Here is a 17,222-nt window from a genome sequence, read left to right on the forward strand (position 1 = left end):
CTTATAGCTGCCGGTCCGTTCCCGGCAGGTCGGAACTGAGTCCCCGCAAGCGGCTACAGTTCGACGCCGCTCGGGATCAGGCTCCGGTGACGGAGCAAGTCGCCGTCGTCGTCGTAAACGAGGAACGTGCGCTTTTCGTACTCGACGAACGGTTCGCCGTCGAGGGTGATCGTGACGTGGTAGCGCCCGCCGTCGTCGTCCGTCGTGTCTTCGTCGTACCCACGAGCGGCCCGGATGAACTGCAGGACGTCCTGGGCGGGGACGTTGAGTTCGAGGACGAACTCGCCGGTCACGCGGTTCGTGACGCTGACGACGCCGTCGGTATCTTCGGCATCGATCGGGCCCTGGAGTCGAAGCGCGGCGTCCGTCTCGCGGGCCTCGAGCGGCTCGCCATCTGGGCCGGTGAGACGGTCTCGGAGGAGTGTCGCTGGACCAGTGCAGTCGATCGTTACGGCGGGTTTCTTCGGGTCACTGTCGGTCTCGATCCAGTCGACGTTGCTGGCAGACAACGTGAAGTGCTCGCGCTTCATTACGCACCGGCAACTTCGCACTCACGGGGTATGAACGTAACGCCCATTGTGCGTTTTCTGCACATCCGAACAAGACAGTCTAGTGAGGAAACGGAGCCGACGTCCGCCGAATCCGCGCGTCTAGTACTCGGCAGATGGCCATCTGATTTAAGACGATACGGCCTCTCCGTAGAAGAGACTGCGAACAGAGACGATGGAACCACACAACGACACCGATGCAGGGGCCGAACTCGACACCACCGCGGACACTACCGGGAACACGAATGCCCCCGCGAGTGACCCATCGTCGGCAACCGACGCGAGCGAAGTGAACGGCGACGACGGTTCGACGCCCACGGGCCTCGAGGACGCCAGAACCGCCGGAACCGCCGAGGATGCTGGCAGCGGCGAGAACGCCGGAACCGACGAAATCTCCTCGGACGTCGACGACGACACGACGATCCCTCCCGATTCGGCACTCGAGTCCACGTTCGACCAGATTCGACGGACCTTGCGTCGAGTGGTCGAGGTACTACAGGGCTCGCACATCGACGTGACGGCCTACGATCCCGAGGCCCACGGCCCGCTCGTCACGTTCGACGACGTGGACGGCCTCGAGGAAGTCGGTCGCTACTGGGTGAACGCCCCCTTCTCGTTCGTCGTGATCCAGTACGACGAGGCCGCCAACCACCACCGCTACCGGACGGTCGAACCCACGCTCACCAACGAGGAGCGACTCGTGCTCGAGACGCTGCTCGAGGACGTGCGCGATCCGCTGCTCTACCGACAGACCGACGAGGACGAAGACGTGGAGGAACTGCTTCGATCCACCGTCCGCGAGTACCTCGAGCGCTACGGCGCGGAGGTCGACATGGCGACGTTCTACCGACTCTTCTACTACATATTCAGGGACTTTCGAGGCTACGGACGGCTCGACCCGATCATGCACGACCCGCACGTCGAGGACGTCTCCTGTGACGGGTACGACCTTCCCATTTTCGTCTACCACGACCAGTACACGGACGTCCAGACGGACGTTAGCTTCGGCGAGGACGAACTCGATCGGTTCGTCGTCCGCCTCGCTCAGCACTCCGGACGCCACATCTCCATCGGCGACCCGATGGTCGAGACGACCCTCGAGGACGGCTCCCGAGCGGAACTCGCCCTCGGGACGGAGGTCACCCCGCGCGGATCGGCGTTCACCATCCGAAAGTACGCCGACGAACCGCTCACGCCGGTCGACCTCGTCCGGTACGGGACGTTCAGCGTCGAGCAGATGGCCTACCTCTGGCTGGCCATCGAGCACAACAAGAGCCTGCTCTTCGCCGGTGGGACCGCCTCGGGGAAGACGACGAGCATGAACGCCATCTCGATGTTCGTCCCGCCGCGCTCGAAAGTCCTCACCATCGAGGACACCCGCGAACTTCAGTTACACCACGACAACTGGCTCTCCTCGGTCACCCGCGAGCGCATCCACGAGGGGAAGAACGTCACCATGTACGACCTCCTGCGGTCGGCGCTTCGCCACCGCCCCGAGTACATCGTCGTGGGCGAGGTTCGCGGCGAGGAGGCCATCACGCTCTTCCAGGCGATGAACACCGGCCACACGACCTACTCGACCATGCACGCCGACTCCGTGCAGACGGTCATCAATCGGCTCGAGAACGAGCCGATCAACGTCCCCCGGGCGATGGTCCAGAGCCTGGACATCCTCTCGGTGCAGACGCTCACCAGGCTCGGCGGCGAGCGCGTCCGGCGGAACAAGGTCCTCGCAGAGATCGAGGGCGTCGACCAGCGAACGGGTGAGCTGGACTACTCGACGGCCTACTCGTGGGACGGCGAGACGGACACGTTCACCGCCGAAACCAGCCACGTCGTAGCCGAGATTCAACACGAGCGCGGCTGGACCCAGCAGGAGCTCCTGACAGAACGACGCAACCGGGAACGATTCCTCGAGTACGCGCTCGAACACGAGATTTCGGACTACCGACGATTCACGGCGCTCGTCAACGAGTACTACGCCGATCAGGAACGCGTGCTCGAGCGGATCGAGGACGCGAGCGAGAGCGGCGGAGTTGACGGGACCGAGACCGGCGAAACCGAAAACGAAGAGAACGACACGGACCCAACACCGCCGAAGCGAGCGGGCGACTCGCTCGAGACGGAGTAACGCGGAGAGCGCGACTGCACCCACAATCATGACTCGCGCAAACTTCCTCCCGCTCGCGTTCGCGGTCGTCCTCTGTTCGCCGGTTCTGTTCGCGGCCGTCAACCGGGGAGTCGATACGCTCCTCGCCCGGATGGCGGATCGGCTCTTCGGCCCCTACGTCGAGGAGTTCAGGTCCGAACACCCCGGGAGACAGGACGCGCTTCGAGCGGCCCACATCCCGACCACCTACCGCGAGTACGGGGCGAAGTCCCTCCTCTACGCCGGCCTGCTCGCCGTCGTCGGCAGTATTCTCGGCATCTACGTCAGCTGGGGACTCCTGCTCGTCCTCTCGATCGAACCCGCGGTGATGCGCGAGCAGCTACCGGGTGCCCTCTCCTTTCTCGCGAACGTCGCCGGCATCCCGACGCTCTCGGCACTCGAGCTATTCGGGCTCTTGCTCGTCTCCTGTCTGACCCTCGGGGTGCTCGCCGGCGTCGGCACCTACTGGTTTCGGTGGTGGTACCCGGGCTACGTCGCCGACAACCGCGCACGACGAATCGAGTACACCCTGCCGTCGACTGTCGCGTTCATTTACGCCCTCTCACAGAGCGGAATGGAGTTCCCCACGGTCGTCCGTATCGTCGCCGCTCACGACGACACTTACGGGGAGGCTGCGAGCGAGTTTCGCGTCGCCGTTCGGAACATGGACACCTTCGGGACGGACGTGATCACGGCGCTGCAAACGATGAGCCGGCGTTCCCCGAGCCCCCAGTTCCGCGAGTTCTCCGAAAACCTGATCAGCGTCCTCAAGAGCGGCCACAGCCTCTCGTCGTTCCTCGAGCGCCAGTATCACGACTATCAGGAGGAGTCAGAGTCTCAGCAAGAGCGCATGCTCGACTTGCTCGGCACGCTCGCGGAATCGTACGTCACCGTCCTCGTCGCCGGGCCGCTGTTTCTCATCACGATTCTGTTCGTCATCGGCATCTCCGTCGGCGACACCCTCGGCCCCCTGCAGGTGTTGATCTACGTCATCCTGCCGTTTGGCAACCTGGCATTCATCGTCTACCTGAGCATGGTCACCGACTCGGTCAACCCCGGCCGAACGATCGACGAGGGCGACGTCGACGATCCGGGACCGTCCCAGCAGGCTCTCGCCCAAACCGACGGTGGGTTCCGAAACGACACCCCACCGAACGTCGAGCGAATCCACATCTACAGACGTCTTCGAGCGGTTCGAGACCGACTGGGATCCCCGCTCGAGACGTTGCTCGACCGACCGGCACGCTCGCTCCTGGTAACGGGGCCGGTCGCGCTCGGGTTGATCGCCTGGCGACTCCCCGAGGCGACGACCGAGGCCGGAATCGACGCGGCCGCCATCGACGACGTCCTGGTCGTCGCCGGCCTCCTCGTGGGGACTACGTTCGCCGTCCTGTATGCGATTCACCGGCGGCGGGTCGACGCCGTCGAAGCGGCCATCCCCGACTTCCTCGACCGCCTCGCGAGCGTCAACGAGGCCGGTGTGGCGCTCGTTTCGGCGATCGGTCGCCTCCGCGACTCGGACCTCGGCGCACTCGACGTCGAGCTCGAGCGCATCTGGGCGGACGTCCAGTGGGGGGCCGACCTCGAGACGGCGCTCGTCCGGTTCGGCGTCCGGGTTCGGACGCGGGCGGCCTCCCGCGTCGTGACGCTCCTGACGGAGGCGATGAACGCCAGCGGGAACCTCGCCACCGTGTTGCGGATCGCCGCCCGGCAGGCCGCGGCCGACCGACGGCTCAAGCGCGCCCGACAGCAGGCGATGCTCGAGTACATGGTCGTCGTCTACATCTCGTTTCTCGTCTTCCTGTTCATCATCGCCGTCCTGGCGGGCTACATGCTGCCGACGCTCCAGGCGGCTGCCGTCGAGGGTGGTAGCGAGTCGCTCGAGTCGTCCCAGGTCGACGGGCTGTCGGGGCTCGACAACGTCGATGCTGCGACCTACACGCTCCTGTTCTACCACGCGACGCTCATTCAGGGGGCGCTCTCGGGGCTGATCGCCGGACAGTTGAGTACAGGAGACGTGAAAGCCGGGGTGAAACACGCCGTGGCGATGGTCGCGCTCTCGTTCGTGCTGTTCGCGGTCGTGATCTGAGGGTCGAAGTGCTGTTCGTGGTATCGATCGGAGGGCCGTCGTGATCCGAGGATTGTCGTCGACAGCGGACTCGAGTCACTCCTCGCCAGTCTGACCGTCGGCGTCCGTGTCGGAATCGTCGACGGTGATTCGCCGCGGCTCGGCGGGTTCGTCGTTCCCGCCCTTGCCGCCGCCGACCGGAATCTTCGTCTGCAACTCGCTGGCGAACGACTGGACCCGGTCGAGCAGCGTCTCGACTTCCTGCTCGAACTCCTCGACGGATCGTTCGACGTAGTGGACGCGCCGGGTCGGGATCCGCCGGATGATGTCGTGACCCTCCTCGTCCTCGTCGGTCTTGATGATCCAGTGGTCCTGGAAGTACGCGACGTGTTCGTTCGGGATCGTCTTCCTGACGGTTCCCTCGTCCGGTTCCTCGTAGACGATCGTGGCCTCGCCGAGATCGCGCTGGATCTCGAGGTCGTCGTCGACAACGTCGGTCATGGGCGAACGTGCGCCACGAGCGGGTGTAGGGATTGTGCTTGCAACGGAACAGACAGCCACCCGCCGAAGTAGGCGATGGACTCCACGAATTCTGGCGGTGACGACGCTGCACATCGACCGACGCGTTCGAACGGGCCCGTCACCGGCAGGAACGAACGTTTTTGGTTCGACGCCACCGACCTCGAGCCAGATGGACAGACGGAGCGAGGTACGGGAGACGTACGACCGGATCGCCACCCACTTCGCGTCCACGCGCGAGTACGCCTGGCCGGAGGTGGAGGCGTTCGTCGACGAGTACGTCGGCGGTGCAGACGACCTGAAACTCGGTCTCGACCTCGGCTGTGGTAACTGCCGACACGCCGAGGTGCTCGCCGAGCGGGTTCAGCGCGTCGTCGGGCTCGACGTCAGCCGCGGGTTACTCGAGACCGGCCGAAACCGCGCCCTCGAGCGTGGCTTCTCGGTGGATCTCGTGCAGAGCGAGGCCGCGTCCCTCCCGCTCCGAGGCGACGCCGTCGACGCCGCCGTCTACGTCGCGACGATTCACCACCTGCCGACCAGGGCTGCGCGGGTAGCGAGCCTCGACGAACTCGCTCGCGTGCTCGCCCCCGGGGGCGTCGCCCTCGTGAGCGCCTGGAGCACCGCCCACGACGCTTTCGACGAAAACGCGGGCTTCGACACGACCGTCGAGTGGACCCTCCCCGGTGGCGAGGCGGTCGACCGATTCTACCACATCTACGATCCCGACGAGTTCGAGGCCGATCTCGAGACGAGCGCGCTCGAAACCGTCTCTCTCGTGATCTCGAGCGGGAACTGCTACGCGGTGGTTCGATCGGACGGCTGATCCGGGGCGGTTGTTCGAGCGACAGCCGAGAGCGAAACCGGTACCGTTTCTCCCTCCCACCGTCTCGAGACTCATATGGCCGATCTGAATCCGATCGCGAAGCGCATCCACAACGTCTCGCCCAGGGCGGTTCGACTCACCCTCGAGGACGGCACCGAGGCCGTCTTCGAAATGGACTGGGTCGAGTTCTTCCAGCAGGAGTTCAAAGCCGAGGGGAGCCGCGAGGACGAACCCGACGTCGAGTATCGGTTCGTCTCGAGCGCGGACAACGAGTCGGTCCTCGTCGGTCGCCGGGCATCGAACGAGGAGGGAGACGAAGCGGACTGGTCGATGGTCGGACGCGTACTCGAGGCCGAGGCGGCCGATGAGTAACGTCCGTAACCGCCTGTCGATCTCCCCGATCGTCACTCCGGCGGCCCCTGCCACGCCGTCGCATCGTCAGCCGGGTCGTAGCCGATAACCTCGCGTGCGTGATCGAGGTCGAGCCAGCTTCGGTCGCTCGCGCTGCGGCCGTAGAAGACGTCGAACTCGCCACGTTCGTCGTCAGCCGCCGCTCGAGCAACCTCGGCCCCGCGCTCGAGACAGCGAGCGACCTCCCGGGCGAGATCTCGACGCGACTGCCACATACACTTCTGGCGGGCGACCTGCTCCTCGTAGGCCTCGCTCTCGCGTTCGAACTCGCCCCGGTCGACGCCGCGCTCGGCGTCCCCGTAGGGGTGGTCGTACTCCGGATCGCGAACCGAACCGATCCGAATCGCGTAGCCGTTCACTCCGTGGGCGTCCGCCGCCAGCTGTCCCATCGCCTCGCCGAAGACCTTGACGACGCCATAGCGAGAGTCGGGCCGCAGTGGGGCGGTGTGATCGATATCGAGGTCGAAATCCGAGCCGTAAATCTCGGGCGCGTTCTGCACCTCGTACATGCCGACCGCGTGGTTCGACGAGGCGTAGACGGCCGTCTCGAGACCTTCGTTGGCCGCCGCCTCGAGGACGTTGCCGATCGCCTGACAACTCGCGGCGAACCCCTCGCTCCAGGCGAGTGAACGCGAACCCGGACCGCCGAGGAAGTCGGGCATCCCCAGGTGGACGACGGCGTCCTGGCCGACCATCGCCTCCCGGACGGTCGCGTAGTCGGTGACGTCGCCCATCGTCGTCTCGTACTCCTGGTGTGGTTCGATGTCGATCCAGGTGGGCTCGAAATTCGCGTCGAGTTCGGACTCGAGGTGGTCGCGAAGCGCGGTGCCGACTGTACCGTTCGCGCCGGTGACGAGGACGTTCATACGGGCTGTACAGGGGCCTCGTACAAAGCGTTCCGTGCGAGAGCCGCTATCTCGTCACTCGTAGTTACTCCGTTCGTCAATTGGGATTCGTGACTCGAGTGCAGTAACACGAGACAGTTCACCAGCTATAGTAGCTTCGTTGAAATCATCCGTAGACGAGAACATTTGCCTACGGAATACAGGCACGGGGCATCTATTTAACAGAGCACCAACTGGGCGCGATTACTGATCGAATTATAACATGTGTGACGGTGAGGATTTGTGTGTCGCGACCGAACGATCCGGCGTGAACCAGACCGATACCAGCGCACGATCGGAGTCGAAGTCAGAAGTCGATACCGTGCGGGCCGCAGCGAGAAGCGGCCGTGAGTACCTCTCGAGGGCAGCACCGTCCCTCCGGCGCGGCGTCGAATCGGGTACAGTAACGGCAATCATCGGAGGGACGGGCCTCCTCAGCGGCATCCGAGCGCTCCTGGCCGGCGAGCGCGAGCGCGGGCTCGCCAGGCTCGTCCTGGGAGCCGGATTCGTGGCGGCCGCACTCGGCCAGCGGCGGTCCCAGAGCCGCGGCGAAGTGTCTGACGTCGAGCAAACTGACGTGGCAGACACGTCGCCCAATCTCGATGCGGTCACCGATGAAACCGGCGACGTCGGCGAGGGAGACCACACCACCGGCGAGACGGCCGTGGAGGTCGCTGACACGTCCCCGGACATCGAGAACGTGGAATCGGGGCTCGAGCCCGAATCTGACGCCGAGTCGGCATCGGTCAGCCAGCGCGATGTCGTCGACATCGGCGTCGAGAGCGAGGACCTATCGGAGGCAACCGAACGCGAGACGGGAGATGTCGGTGGCGAGGAAGGGACGAGCGACGTGACGACGACCGATGAGGGCACTGACGCCGGCGATGGCACCGAAACAGCGGATATCGATCGTCTGGGCGAGGCGGCCTTCGACAGGCAGAGTCGAGAGGTCCCGGCGCCACAGAGAGCGTTCAATCAGGGCTATCTGGCTCACTCGACAGAGACGTTCTGGGGAATCCGTGCGCGCGACGACGCAGTGTTGGTCTCCATCGATTACGACGCTCTCGATGGTCGTGACGAGATACAGTACGTTGCCAGTAGCGAAATCGGCCAGGACGTCCGCGAGCTACCGATCCCCGACGCCGTCCTCAACCACTGGGACGAGGTATTCGGCGGCGGTACCGCCGTCCTCGGTGGCGATGACATTCTCTTCGTTACGACCGAGGATCTCACGACTGACGGCCTGCTACGCATCCTCCCTGCGAAGTGGGCCGACGACCTGTCGACGTAACGATTCGGTTCGACCCCGAGAACCGATTCCGCGTGAGTGTATTCAGTTTGGCTGCTGAAACGTATCTCTGTCAGCGGGGTTCGACAAGACCGGTAAATCGAAAGCGAACTCGAAATCCGTGCACTACTCGAGTTCCGGTTACTCGAGATTCGGGCTCTCAGATGTCGCTCGCGCTCGAGAGAGGACCACCAATTGTGAATTGAAAGTGTCGTCCGCCGACTGCGCGGTCCGGGATTTGAACTCGATGGCGAGACCTCACTCCGTTCGGTCTCGCGTAGTTCAAATCCCGCAGTGCGATTGCCGTCGCTCGCGAATTTGCTCGCGACAGTAATGCGCGGTCCGGGATTTGAACCCGGGTCATCAGCTTGGAAGGCTGAGGTCATAGCCGCTAGACCAACCACGCAGGCAGCCGATTGTTGGGTGCCCTGGTTTAAGGGCGTTCCCTTTTCGGACGCTACTTATACACCGACGCCCGGGATACACAAACCCCATCGATAAGGGCACGCGCGTCGAAGAATACCCCATGAAGCTTCGATCTGCCCTCGGAGTGGCCGCCGGAACCGTCGGCCTGACCGCACTCGGGAACCGCCTCCTGGCGTCCCGCGCCGGTCCCCTCGAGAACCCCGTTCCCGGCGTCGAGCGAACCTACCACTGGCGAGGGATGGACGTCTGCTACACGGTCGCCGGTGAGCCGGACGCCCCGGACATGGTGCTGGTTCACGGGATCCACGCCGCGGCGAGCGGGCAGGAGTTCGCCGACGTCGTCGACGAGCTCGCTGACACCTACCGCGTGACGGTCGTCGACCTCCCCGGGTTCGGGCGCTCCGACCGCCCGCCGCTCGTGTACTCGCCCGAACTCTACGCGGAGTTCCTGGAGGAGTTCCTCCACGACCAGACCGAGACCCCGATCGTCGTCGCCTCCTCGCTCTCGGCGTCGTTCGCCGTCGACGCCGCGTCCGAGGTCGACCTCGAGCGCCTGATCCTGATCTGCCCGCTGGCCGATACCACCGAGCGCCGGCCGTGGATCCGGACCCTGTTCCGGACCCCGCTCGTCGGCACCGCGCTGTTCAACGTCCTCGTGAGCAAACCCTCGACCCGGTACTTCTACGAGCGCGACGGGTTCTACGACGCCGACCGGATCGACCCCGAATCCCTCGAGTACGCCTGGCAGAGCGCCCACCAGCCTGGGGCGAAGTACGCGCCCGCCTCGTTCGTTGCCGGCACACTCGACCCTGATTCCGACTTCGACCTGGCGACCGAACTCGCGGCACTCGAGGTCCCGACCACGCTGGTCTGGGGGCGAGACGCCGAACTCGTTCCGCTCCGTGACGGCCGGGAACTCGCCGATGCCGCCGATCTCGACCTCGTCGTCATCGACTACGCGACCCAGATGCCCCACGCCGAACACCCGGAGAAGTTCCTCGAGTACGTCTCGGCGGAGTTGCCGCGGACGGATTCCTGATTCCGCGTTCGCTCGAGTCGATGGCACTCGAGGGGAATCCGGACGCGAATCAACCGGACCAGACCGAAGATGCTCACCGATACTCCCGGACTCCACCACGTCACGACGATCACGGGCCCGCCCCAGCCGACGCTCGAGTTCTACCTCGAGACGCTCGGGCTGGCCCTGCGCTGTCGGACGGTCAACTTCGAGGACATCCTCGCCCACCACCTCTACTTCGGCAACCCCGCGGCCACGCCGGGAGCGATCCTGACGTGCTTTCCCTACGGCGACGTCGATCCCGGCCGACTCGGCGCGCCTCAGCCGACGGCCGTCGCCTTCGCGATCCCGTCGGGTTCGGTCTCGTCCTGGCGGCGGCGACTCGAGAGCCGGGGTCACGAGGTCAAGGAGGAAACCCGGTTCGACGAACGCGTGCTCTCGATCACAGATCCCGACGGCACACCCATCGAACTCGTCGAGCGGTCGTCGCCGGTCACGGAGTCCTCGCCGATAGAGGCCTGGAAGGACGGCCCCGTCCCGCCGTCAATCGGCATCCGCGGACTCCACAGCGTAACCGTGACGCCGGTCAACCCCTACGCGACCGCGGCCACGCTCGAGACCCTGGGGCTCGAGCGAGTCGGCCAAGAAGGGGATCGAATTCGCTATCGCGCAGACGGCACTCACGCGAGAGTTATCGATATTCTCGACCGATCCACGCCGTACGGCCGCGAGGGCCCGGGGACGATCCACCACGTCGCCATCCGGGCCGCGAGCGTCGACGAACTCTACGAGTGGCACGACCTGTTCCGTGAGCGCGGGTACGACACTTCCCGGGTAAAAGACCGCCACTTCTATCACTCGCTGTACGTCCGCGAGCCCGGCGGCATCCTGTTCGAACTCGCGACCGAGTCGCCCGGCTTCGATGTCGCCGACTCGAGCCCCAACGCGCTGTACCTGCCTCCCCGATTCGAGGCCGACCGTGAGCTGATCGAGAGCCAGTTACCGCCGGTGACGATTCCAGGTGGCGACGGGGGTGACGAGGGTGAATCGGGAGCCGACGAAACGAACGAATTGAGAGCCGACGAGATCGACGAATCGAGAGCCGACGAAACCGACGATCAGGTCGATCGGCCGTGACCGAGGATCGACCGCCCTCGCACGCGACGGAGCCGATACTCCAGGCCGGAGCGCCAGCGGGAGCCAGTCGGGCCGCCCTCGTCGTCGTCCACGGCCGGGGCGCGACCGCACAGGGGGCGATCAACCTCTTCGAGCCACTCTCGCGCCACGGCCTCGCCGTCTTCGCCCCGCAGGCGTTCCGGAGCCGGTGGTATCCGTCGACGCCTGAAACGGAACTCGAACCCGACGACCCCTGGTTCGCAGCGAGTGTCGACCGCGTCGAGGCGTGTCTCGAGCGAGCGGCGAGTGTCGGCGTCGGCGCCGAGCGAACGGTGCTCGTCGGCTTCTCCCAGGGGGCTCGCGTCGTGGCCGAATTTCTGTGCCAGTCGCCTCGGCGCTACGGCGGTGCCGGCATCCTCGCTGGAACGGTTCCCGGCGTCTCGAGCGGAGCGGACGACCGTCCGGCGGTAGGCTCGCTCGAGGGAACCCCCGTTCTGCTCGCATCGGGCGAAGACGACCCGAACGTCTCCTCGTCGGGGCTACGATCGACCGCCGAATTTTTCGAGTCTATCGACGGAGATGTCGATCTCGTGATCACGCCGGACACCGGCCACGCCGTCAGCGACGAGGCGTTTGCCTGGCTCGAGCGACGGGTCGAGGCAGTGCTCGAGTCGACGACTCGGTAGCGGGCCACTCGAACGCCTACATCCCCATGTCCGCTGCAGACTCCGGAACCGGGAGCTCGTGTGGCGCCACCCCCAGACGCTCGGCGACGTGGTCGAGGGCCATGTCGAACCCGTAGTAGCGCTCCAGCTCGTCGCCCGTCGCGGTCGGTCGAACCTTGAGCATCGCGTACCCCTCGCGGTTCTGGGCGACGGCCGCCGTGGTCCCGTCGCGGTCGAACTCGAGCACCCGTTCGTCGTCCGTCTCGCTGTAGGTCGCGGTGATGCCGTTCGCTTCGGCACGCGTTTCGGCGTCAGCGTCGCCATCGCCTTCCGCTCGCTCGTCGGTCATACGACGCGATTTCGGGGGGTAGGTACGCGAAAGTATCGGTTCTGGTCTCCTGGACAGGCGATTGACTCGTCTCGACGGTAGTGTCGAACCACATGATAATCATTCCTTGACGAGAGTATGGATCCCGTACTTATTCGACCGGCTCTCGAGTGTCGACCCGATGACGCGCTCGAGACTCGTTTCGCGACGCCAATTCGTGGTCCTCCTCGGAGCGACTACGGGGTCGTCGCTCGTGGCCGGGTGTCTGGCAGAGGAGGAGCCTGAATCCGACGACGGTCCGGCGAACGAACGCGACGACACGACAACCGAAGCGAACGATTCCGACGAGTCCCCGACCGGTGAGAACGAAACGGACGGCGACGAATCCAATAGCGACGGCGAGACAACAGAGGACGACGGCCGATCCGACTCCGAATCCGACGCAGACAGAGATACCGAGGATGGCGACAGCGATGGAGCGGAGGAAACGGATGGTTCCGGCGAGACGGCCCCGACGGACGTCGACGAGTTCGTCTTCGAAGCCCGGACGTCTCACTTCACGGGGCTCGAACCGTCCGCCATCGCCGACGAACGAAATCCGACGCTCGTGCTCACTGAAGGGGAGCGGTACACGATCACCTGGCACAACGCGGACGGACACGTGCACAACGTCGAAATCCGTGACGAAAACGAGGACGTCGTCCGGGACTACCGAACTGAACCAACGGATGCCGAGTCACAGTCGCTCACGTTCGAGGCGACCGCCGACGCGGCGGCGTACGTCTGCGACCTACACGACTCCTGGGGCCAGCGCGGGTCCATCGACGTCGTTTCCGACGGTGGCGGTGCGTAGTCGGTGCTCGAGGGTTGGTGAACGCGCACGCGAACATGTTGTCACGCGAGAAAACCCGGACACGAGAGTACGGTATACGAGAGTACGAACAGCGTACGAACAGCGTACGAACAGCGAGCGCGACCGCAAGCGTACTCGAGTCGATCACCGCCCGCCGAAACGCGACAGCCGTCCGAATCGATACCCCTAACTCGTTCGTCACGAACTGCCACCTGTCGCAGCCGTGACCGCTACCGACGATCGATCGTCCTATCAGCACCTCGCGAGCCTGCGGGCTCCGCGGTCGGCTGCTGGCCGCTGGGCGCTCTGCTCGGCGGTCGCATTCCTGTACAGCTGGTACGTCGCACTCGACCTCCACGGCGCCGCTCTCGGCCGTCCGTTCGACGGCGTCGTCGTCGATCCGTCGGCCCTGGCGAGCGGACTCGAGGTCGTCGCGCTCGTCGTCGGCGCGTTCTTCGTCGTGGCCGTTCCCCACGAACTCCTCCACGGCGTGGTCATGCGTCACTTCGGCGGCCGACCACGCTACGGCGTTCGGACGGCCCGGTTCGGGATTCCCTACGCCTACGCCGAGACGCGAACCGACTACGGCCGCAATCAGATGGTCGCCATCCTGGTCGCTCCCGTCGTCGTCATCTCGGTCGTCGGATTCGCGCTCGCGGTCGCCCTGGGCGCTCGATGGCCGCTCGTCCTCCTCGCCGCCAACGTCGCGGGATCCGTCGGGGACTGCTGGATGGCCAGCCGGCTGCTTGAGTACCCCGAGTGCGTTCGCGTCGGGCCGGTGCCTGCCGATGGGGGCGGAGACGAGGACGGCGACGGAAACGAAGACAGAAACGAAGACGTAGACGGGGACGAGAACAGGGACGGAGCACTCGCAATCTACGGCCGTTCTACAGGCTCACAGTCGAGGCCACCCGCTCGAGTCGCCCACTCCTTTCTCGTCGGAACCGTCGGGACGGTCGTCGCAACCGCGCTGGGGGTCGTCGTCCTCGTGTTCGTCTCGCTCGCGTTCGATTCGGGGGCCGTCGTGCTCGGCGACGGCGACGGGAACTGGCTCCTCTTCCGTCACGAACCGACGGCCGACCGGGGCGTACTGATCGAGGTCGGCCACCGGGTCGTCGCGGCGCTCGGAGCGATCGGTGGAATCCTCTGGCTCGGCGTCGGCAGGGGACTCGAGGCGCCACGCTGAGCGCTCGTCGAGTTCGATGATCGATCATCGTGTGGGGTCGGAGCGCACGAGCGCTGGGGTTCCCAGACCGGCAGAGACCTGTTCAGGACAACTCAGATCTATACAGACCAGCTCAAACCAGCTTCTTGACGAGGCCGTAGGCGGCATCCCGGAGACTGTCGGGAAGGAAGCGCGCGTAGAGGCCGTACTCAGCGAGCGGGCCGACCGGGTACCGGGCCGGCGGCTCTGGACACGTCCCCGCGTGGACGATGGCCGCAGCGACGTCCTCGGGGTCGGAGGCGAGCGGCCCGCCACCGCCGACGAGCTGGCTCTCCTCGATGATCTCGTAGAGCGACTCGTAGGCTGACGTTTGGTCGTCCGGCACTTCCTCCTCGACCCGCTCGGTGAACGAGGTCTCGACCGGCCCTGGTTCGATCACCACGACGTCGATTCCGAACCCCTCGACCTCCGCGCGGAGCGCGTCGCTCATCGCCTCGAGTGCATGTTTCGATCCCGAGTAGGGGCCGGTGCCGGCGAAGGAGAGGCGACCGAGCACGGAGGAAACGTTGACGATCCGGCCGGATCCCTGCGCTCGCATGTGCGGAAGCGCCGCGCGAGCGAGGCGGTGCGGGCCGTAGACGTTCACGTCGAACTGATGGTGGAGGTCAGCCGTCGACGTGTCCTCGATCGGCCCCATCTGGGCGTAGCCGGCGTTGTTGACCAGACAGTCGATCGCGCCGCCGACGTCGACCGTTCGCTCGACGACGCGAGCAACCTGGCCGGGGTCGGTGACGTCCAGTTCGAGCGTCTCACACCCGGCGTCGGCGAGGTCCTCGATGTCGGCCGTGTCGCGAGCGGTCGCGACGACCCGCCAGTTCTCGTCCAGGAACGCGCGGGCGGTCGCCTTGCCGATTCCCGAGGAGCAGCCGGTGATCAGGACGCACCGCTTTCGCGTGTACCCTTCGGTGTCTCGAGCGGCTTCGTCTGTCCCCGTGCGGGACGCGTCTCCGGCCCGGTCGATACCCTCGCGGTCGGCGGATGGCTCGTCGGTGGCCACCCTGTCTGCGTCGTCCGCCGCTGCCTTCGTCATAGGAGACTGATTCGAGCGAGGGGGCCTAAGTATCGACGGTTTGTCGCGCTGCGTGGAATCGCTCGAATGAGGAGGGACTCGAGACAGGCGAGGACGAACTCGAGGCGAAAACGGGCGACCCCGACGAACTTTTATCGCTGCCGACACGAGAGACGGTAGCTGTGTCGCCGACTCTCACCTCACTCGCTGCGGGCGTCGTCTTCGGAATCGCTCTCGCCGCACCGCCCGGCCCGATGAACGCGATCATCGCCGAGGAGAGCGTGCTTCGAGGCTGGGGCGCCGGATTCAGGGCCGGCCTCGGGGCGATGATCGCCGACGTCCTCTTTCTCGTCCTCGCGTTTGTCGGCGTCGTCGCCGTCGTCGAGCGCTACGGCGCCCTCCAGTCGGTACTCTACCTCCTCGGGGGCGTCCTCATGCTCGTCTTCGCGGTCGGCGCCTGGCGGGAGGCCCGCGGCGCCGCGTCGTTCACCGACGACCTCGAGGCGGGAGCGACCGGCTTCCAGAAGGCGTTCGTCCTCGCTGCGACGAACCCGTTCCAGATCGGCTTCTGGCTCACCGTTGGCGTCGGCCTCATCAAGCCGGGCACGCTCGACGTGCTCGCCCACGTTCCCGGGATCGGCGATGCGCTCGCCGGATCGTTCGTCGTCGAGACCGGCAGTTTCGCCCTCCTGGTCGGCTTTTTCGGTGGAATCGTCCTCTGGATTACGACCTACCCGGCGGCGCTGGCCCGAGCCGGTCGACGCGTCGACGCCTTCGCCCCCGCGGTAGCCCTGGTGAGCGGCCTCGTTCTCGCCGGATTTGGCGTCCTGTTTCTCGGCCTCGGCGTGATGGGCCTCGTGTGAGAAGGGTGTCCGTCGTTCCGGTTGGAACAAGCGTTTATAGGCTCCATCGTGAACGTGGAAGCGATGAGCCCTGGAACCGACGTGATCCAGCCAGTCCAGTCGACAGTCCCGGACTGGCAGGCCATCCTGGTCGCCCTGCTCACCCAGCTCGGCGACGTCTGGTTCGTCGCCGTCGTCCTCCTGGGGCTGTACTGGTTCCACCCGTCGAAACGCCGCCAGGTCGCCACGCTCGCCGGGGTGATGCTCTCGGGAATCGGCATCTACCGCGGCTTCAAGGCACTGTTCGCGATTCCCCGCCCGGACGAGCCGCTCCGGGACCCGGAGACGGTCTCGACGATGGTCCAGCCGCTGTACGAGGCGACGGCGACCGCGACCGGGTATGGCTTCCCGAGCGGGCACGCCACGACGAGCACGATCCTCTACTTCGGCTTGGCGGGCGTCCTCGCCGTCGGAAGCCGACGGACGCGATACGCCGCTGCCGCCGCCCTCGTCGCCACCGTCTCGGCGACTCGCGTCGTCCTCCGTGTCCACTACCTCCAGGACGTCGTCGCCGGCGTTGCCCTGGGATTGACGCTGCTGGCCGGGACGCACCTCGTCCTCTCTCGCGTCGACACCGACGAACCCGCAGCGACCTTCGGGCTGGCCATCCTGTGTAGCGGGTTCTACCTGTACACCAGCGCCGCCGAACCGGACGCGATACTCCTGGCCGGAGCCACCCTTGGCGCGTTCGTCGGCTGGCAGGCGACCCGTTTCGACGGCAGCCGAATCCGGATGACGCCGTTCGGTCACCCCGTCTCGGGTCGCGCGCTGATCGCGGCGCTGTCGCTGGGCGCGGCACTCCTCGCCGTCGTGACGGTTACCCGGGTGCCCGCGCTGGCCGCGAGTCTCGTCGCGGGCCTGTTCACGGCGTTCGCGATCGGTGCACCCGTCGTGCGCCCCTCGAGCCTCGAACGTCTCGTTCCGGCGTGATCTGGGTTGATTATTAGAGAAAACATATAGTGGCTGGCGAATAACTGGCTATCTGAAGGT

At 65.7% G+C, this 17,222-nt stretch carries 17 protein-coding genes and 1 tRNA gene; 12 read left to right on the top strand and 6 right to left on the bottom strand.

Annotation, left to right across the window (positions count from 1 at the left end):
- Window positions 1-53: 53 nt before the first annotated feature.
- Window positions 54-530, bottom strand: a complete 477-nt coding sequence (locus J1N60_RS16365; protein ID WP_312909022.1) for a DUF5793 family protein — start codon at window positions 528-530, stop codon at window positions 54-56.
- Between the two features lie 193 nt (window positions 531-723).
- On the opposite strand from J1N60_RS16365, the gene J1N60_RS16370 reads away from it, so the two are divergent.
- Both J1N60_RS16370 and J1N60_RS16375 read left to right on the top strand, forming a co-directional pair.
- A complete protein-coding gene (locus J1N60_RS16370; RefSeq protein WP_312909023.1) occupies window positions 724-2,679 on the top strand; it encodes a type II/IV secretion system ATPase subunit in 1,956 nt (651 codons plus the stop codon).
- Between the two features lie 28 nt (window positions 2,680-2,707).
- A complete protein-coding gene (locus tag J1N60_RS16375) occupies window positions 2,708-4,786 on the top strand; it encodes a type II secretion system F family protein (RefSeq protein WP_312909024.1) in 2,079 nt (692 codons plus the stop codon).
- A gap of 75 nt (window positions 4,787-4,861) precedes the next feature.
- On the opposite strand, the gene J1N60_RS16380 is transcribed toward J1N60_RS16375, so the two are convergent.
- Window positions 4,862-5,266 carry a hypothetical protein gene (locus J1N60_RS16380; protein ID WP_312909025.1) on the bottom strand — a complete coding sequence of 135 codons (405 nt, stop codon included), beginning with the start codon at window positions 5,264-5,266 and terminating at the stop codon, window positions 4,862-4,864.
- 190 nt (window positions 5,267-5,456) lie between these two features.
- Here J1N60_RS16380 and J1N60_RS16385 point away from each other — a divergent pair, with 190 nt between their 5' ends.
- Both J1N60_RS16385 and J1N60_RS16390 read left to right on the top strand, forming a co-directional pair.
- Window positions 5,457-6,107 carry a class I SAM-dependent methyltransferase gene (locus J1N60_RS16385; protein ID WP_312909026.1) on the top strand — a complete coding sequence of 217 codons (651 nt, stop codon included), beginning with the start codon at window positions 5,457-5,459 and terminating at the stop codon, window positions 6,105-6,107.
- A gap of 75 nt (window positions 6,108-6,182) precedes the next feature.
- Window positions 6,183-6,479, top strand: coding sequence for a DUF8072 family protein (locus J1N60_RS16390; RefSeq protein WP_312909027.1), 297 nt, complete (start codon window positions 6,183-6,185; stop codon window positions 6,477-6,479).
- 32 nt (window positions 6,480-6,511) lie between these two features.
- Here the strand turns inward: J1N60_RS16390 and J1N60_RS16395 are convergent, their stop codons facing one another.
- The gene (locus tag J1N60_RS16395) at window positions 6,512-7,384 is read right to left on the bottom strand and encodes an NAD-dependent epimerase/dehydratase family protein (RefSeq protein ID WP_312909028.1); all 873 of its coding nucleotides are present in this window, start codon (window positions 7,382-7,384) and stop codon (window positions 6,512-6,514) included.
- Window positions 7,385-7,670: 286 nt separating this feature from the next.
- Between J1N60_RS16395 and J1N60_RS16400 the strand changes: the two genes are divergently transcribed.
- Window positions 7,671-8,693, top strand: a complete 1,023-nt coding sequence (locus tag J1N60_RS16400; protein ID WP_312909029.1) for a hypothetical protein — start codon at window positions 7,671-7,673, stop codon at window positions 8,691-8,693.
- Between the two features lie 331 nt (window positions 8,694-9,024).
- On the opposite strand, the gene J1N60_RS16405 is transcribed toward J1N60_RS16400, so the two are convergent.
- Window positions 9,025-9,096 (bottom strand) — tRNA-Gly (locus J1N60_RS16405).
- Window positions 9,097-9,216: 120 nt separating this feature from the next.
- Between J1N60_RS16405 and J1N60_RS16410 the strand changes: the two genes are divergently transcribed.
- The 3 genes from J1N60_RS16410 to J1N60_RS16420 all read left to right on the top strand — a co-directional run bounded on the left by J1N60_RS16410 (window position 9,217) and on the right by J1N60_RS16420 (window position 11,936).
- Window positions 9,217-10,155 carry an alpha/beta fold hydrolase gene (locus J1N60_RS16410; RefSeq protein ID WP_312909030.1) on the top strand — a complete coding sequence of 313 codons (939 nt, stop codon included), beginning with the start codon at window positions 9,217-9,219 and terminating at the stop codon, window positions 10,153-10,155.
- 69 nt (window positions 10,156-10,224) lie between these two features.
- Entirely contained in the window at window positions 10,225-11,271 is a 1,047-nt protein-coding gene (locus J1N60_RS16415) for a VOC family protein (RefSeq protein ID WP_312909031.1), read from the top strand.
- On the top strand, window positions 11,268-11,936 hold the full coding sequence (locus J1N60_RS16420; RefSeq protein WP_312909032.1) for an alpha/beta hydrolase: 669 nt from the start codon (window positions 11,268-11,270) through the stop codon (window positions 11,934-11,936). The genes J1N60_RS16415 and J1N60_RS16420 overlap by 4 nt, the downstream gene beginning before the upstream one ends.
- 16 nt (window positions 11,937-11,952) lie before the next feature.
- Here J1N60_RS16420 and J1N60_RS16425 read toward each other — a convergent pair whose 3' ends face one another.
- Window positions 11,953-12,264: a DUF7111 family protein gene (locus J1N60_RS16425; RefSeq protein WP_312909033.1), complete on the bottom strand. Its 312-nt coding sequence runs from the start codon at window positions 12,262-12,264 to the stop codon at window positions 11,953-11,955.
- Between the two features lie 196 nt (window positions 12,265-12,460).
- Between J1N60_RS16425 and J1N60_RS16430 the strand changes: the two genes are divergently transcribed.
- The gene (locus J1N60_RS16430; RefSeq protein ID WP_312909034.1) at window positions 12,461-13,096 is read left to right on the top strand and encodes a cupredoxin domain-containing protein; all 636 of its coding nucleotides are present in this window, start codon (window positions 12,461-12,463) and stop codon (window positions 13,094-13,096) included.
- 223 nt (window positions 13,097-13,319) lie between these two features.
- A complete protein-coding gene (locus tag J1N60_RS16435) occupies window positions 13,320-14,282 on the top strand; it encodes a DUF3267 domain-containing protein (RefSeq protein ID WP_312909035.1) in 963 nt (320 codons plus the stop codon).
- A 112-nt stretch (window positions 14,283-14,394) separates the two neighbouring features.
- On the opposite strand, the gene J1N60_RS16440 is transcribed toward J1N60_RS16435, so the two are convergent.
- Entirely contained in the window at window positions 14,395-15,351 is a 957-nt protein-coding gene (locus J1N60_RS16440; RefSeq protein ID WP_312909036.1) for an SDR family oxidoreductase, read from the bottom strand.
- Window positions 15,352-15,584: 233 nt separating this feature from the next.
- Between J1N60_RS16440 and J1N60_RS16445 the strand changes: the two genes are divergently transcribed.
- Both J1N60_RS16445 and J1N60_RS16450 read left to right on the top strand, forming a co-directional pair.
- On the top strand, window positions 15,585-16,193 hold the full coding sequence (locus J1N60_RS16445) for a LysE family translocator (RefSeq protein WP_312912610.1): 609 nt from the start codon (window positions 15,585-15,587) through the stop codon (window positions 16,191-16,193).
- A gap of 63 nt (window positions 16,194-16,256) precedes the next feature.
- Window positions 16,257-17,162: a phosphatase PAP2 family protein gene (locus tag J1N60_RS16450; RefSeq protein ID WP_312909037.1), complete on the top strand. Its 906-nt coding sequence runs from the start codon at window positions 16,257-16,259 to the stop codon at window positions 17,160-17,162.
- The last annotated feature ends 60 nt before the right edge of the window (window positions 17,163-17,222 follow it).

It is taken from the genome of Natronosalvus caseinilyticus, from assembly GCF_017357105.1.
Classification (GTDB): domain Archaea; phylum Halobacteriota; class Halobacteria; order Halobacteriales; family Natrialbaceae; genus Natronosalvus; species Natronosalvus caseinilyticus.

Excerpts from the sequence above, each read along its gene's own strand:
- J1N60_RS16365 (WP_312909022.1), bottom strand. The coding sequence starts at position 530 with ATGAAGCGCGAGCACTTCACGTTGTCTGCCAGCAACGTCGACTGGATC.
- J1N60_RS16370 (WP_312909023.1), top strand. The coding sequence starts at position 724 with ATGGAACCACACAACGACACCGATGCAGGGGCCGAACTCGACACCACC.
- J1N60_RS16375 (WP_312909024.1), top strand. The coding sequence starts at position 2,708 with ATGACTCGCGCAAACTTCCTCCCGCTCGCGTTCGCGGTCGTCCTCTGT.
- J1N60_RS16380 (WP_312909025.1), bottom strand. The coding sequence starts at position 5,266 with ATGACCGACGTTGTCGACGACGACCTCGAGATCCAGCGCGATCTCGGC.
- J1N60_RS16385 (WP_312909026.1), top strand. The coding sequence starts at position 5,457 with ATGGACAGACGGAGCGAGGTACGGGAGACGTACGACCGGATCGCCACC.
- J1N60_RS16390 (WP_312909027.1), top strand. The coding sequence starts at position 6,183 with ATGGCCGATCTGAATCCGATCGCGAAGCGCATCCACAACGTCTCGCCC.
- J1N60_RS16395 (WP_312909028.1), bottom strand. The coding sequence starts at position 7,384 with ATGAACGTCCTCGTCACCGGCGCGAACGGTACAGTCGGCACCGCGCTT.
- J1N60_RS16410 (WP_312909030.1), top strand. The coding sequence starts at position 9,217 with ATGAAGCTTCGATCTGCCCTCGGAGTGGCCGCCGGAACCGTCGGCCTG.
- J1N60_RS16415 (WP_312909031.1), top strand. The coding sequence starts at position 10,225 with ATGCTCACCGATACTCCCGGACTCCACCACGTCACGACGATCACGGGC.
- J1N60_RS16425 (WP_312909033.1), bottom strand. The coding sequence starts at position 12,264 with ATGACCGACGAGCGAGCGGAAGGCGATGGCGACGCTGACGCCGAAACG.
- J1N60_RS16440 (WP_312909036.1), bottom strand. The coding sequence starts at position 15,351 with ATGACGAAGGCAGCGGCGGACGACGCAGACAGGGTGGCCACCGACGAG.
- J1N60_RS16445 (WP_312912610.1), top strand. The coding sequence starts at position 15,585 with ATGAACGCGATCATCGCCGAGGAGAGCGTGCTTCGAGGCTGGGGCGCC.
- J1N60_RS16450 (WP_312909037.1), top strand. The coding sequence starts at position 16,257 with ATGAGCCCTGGAACCGACGTGATCCAGCCAGTCCAGTCGACAGTCCCG.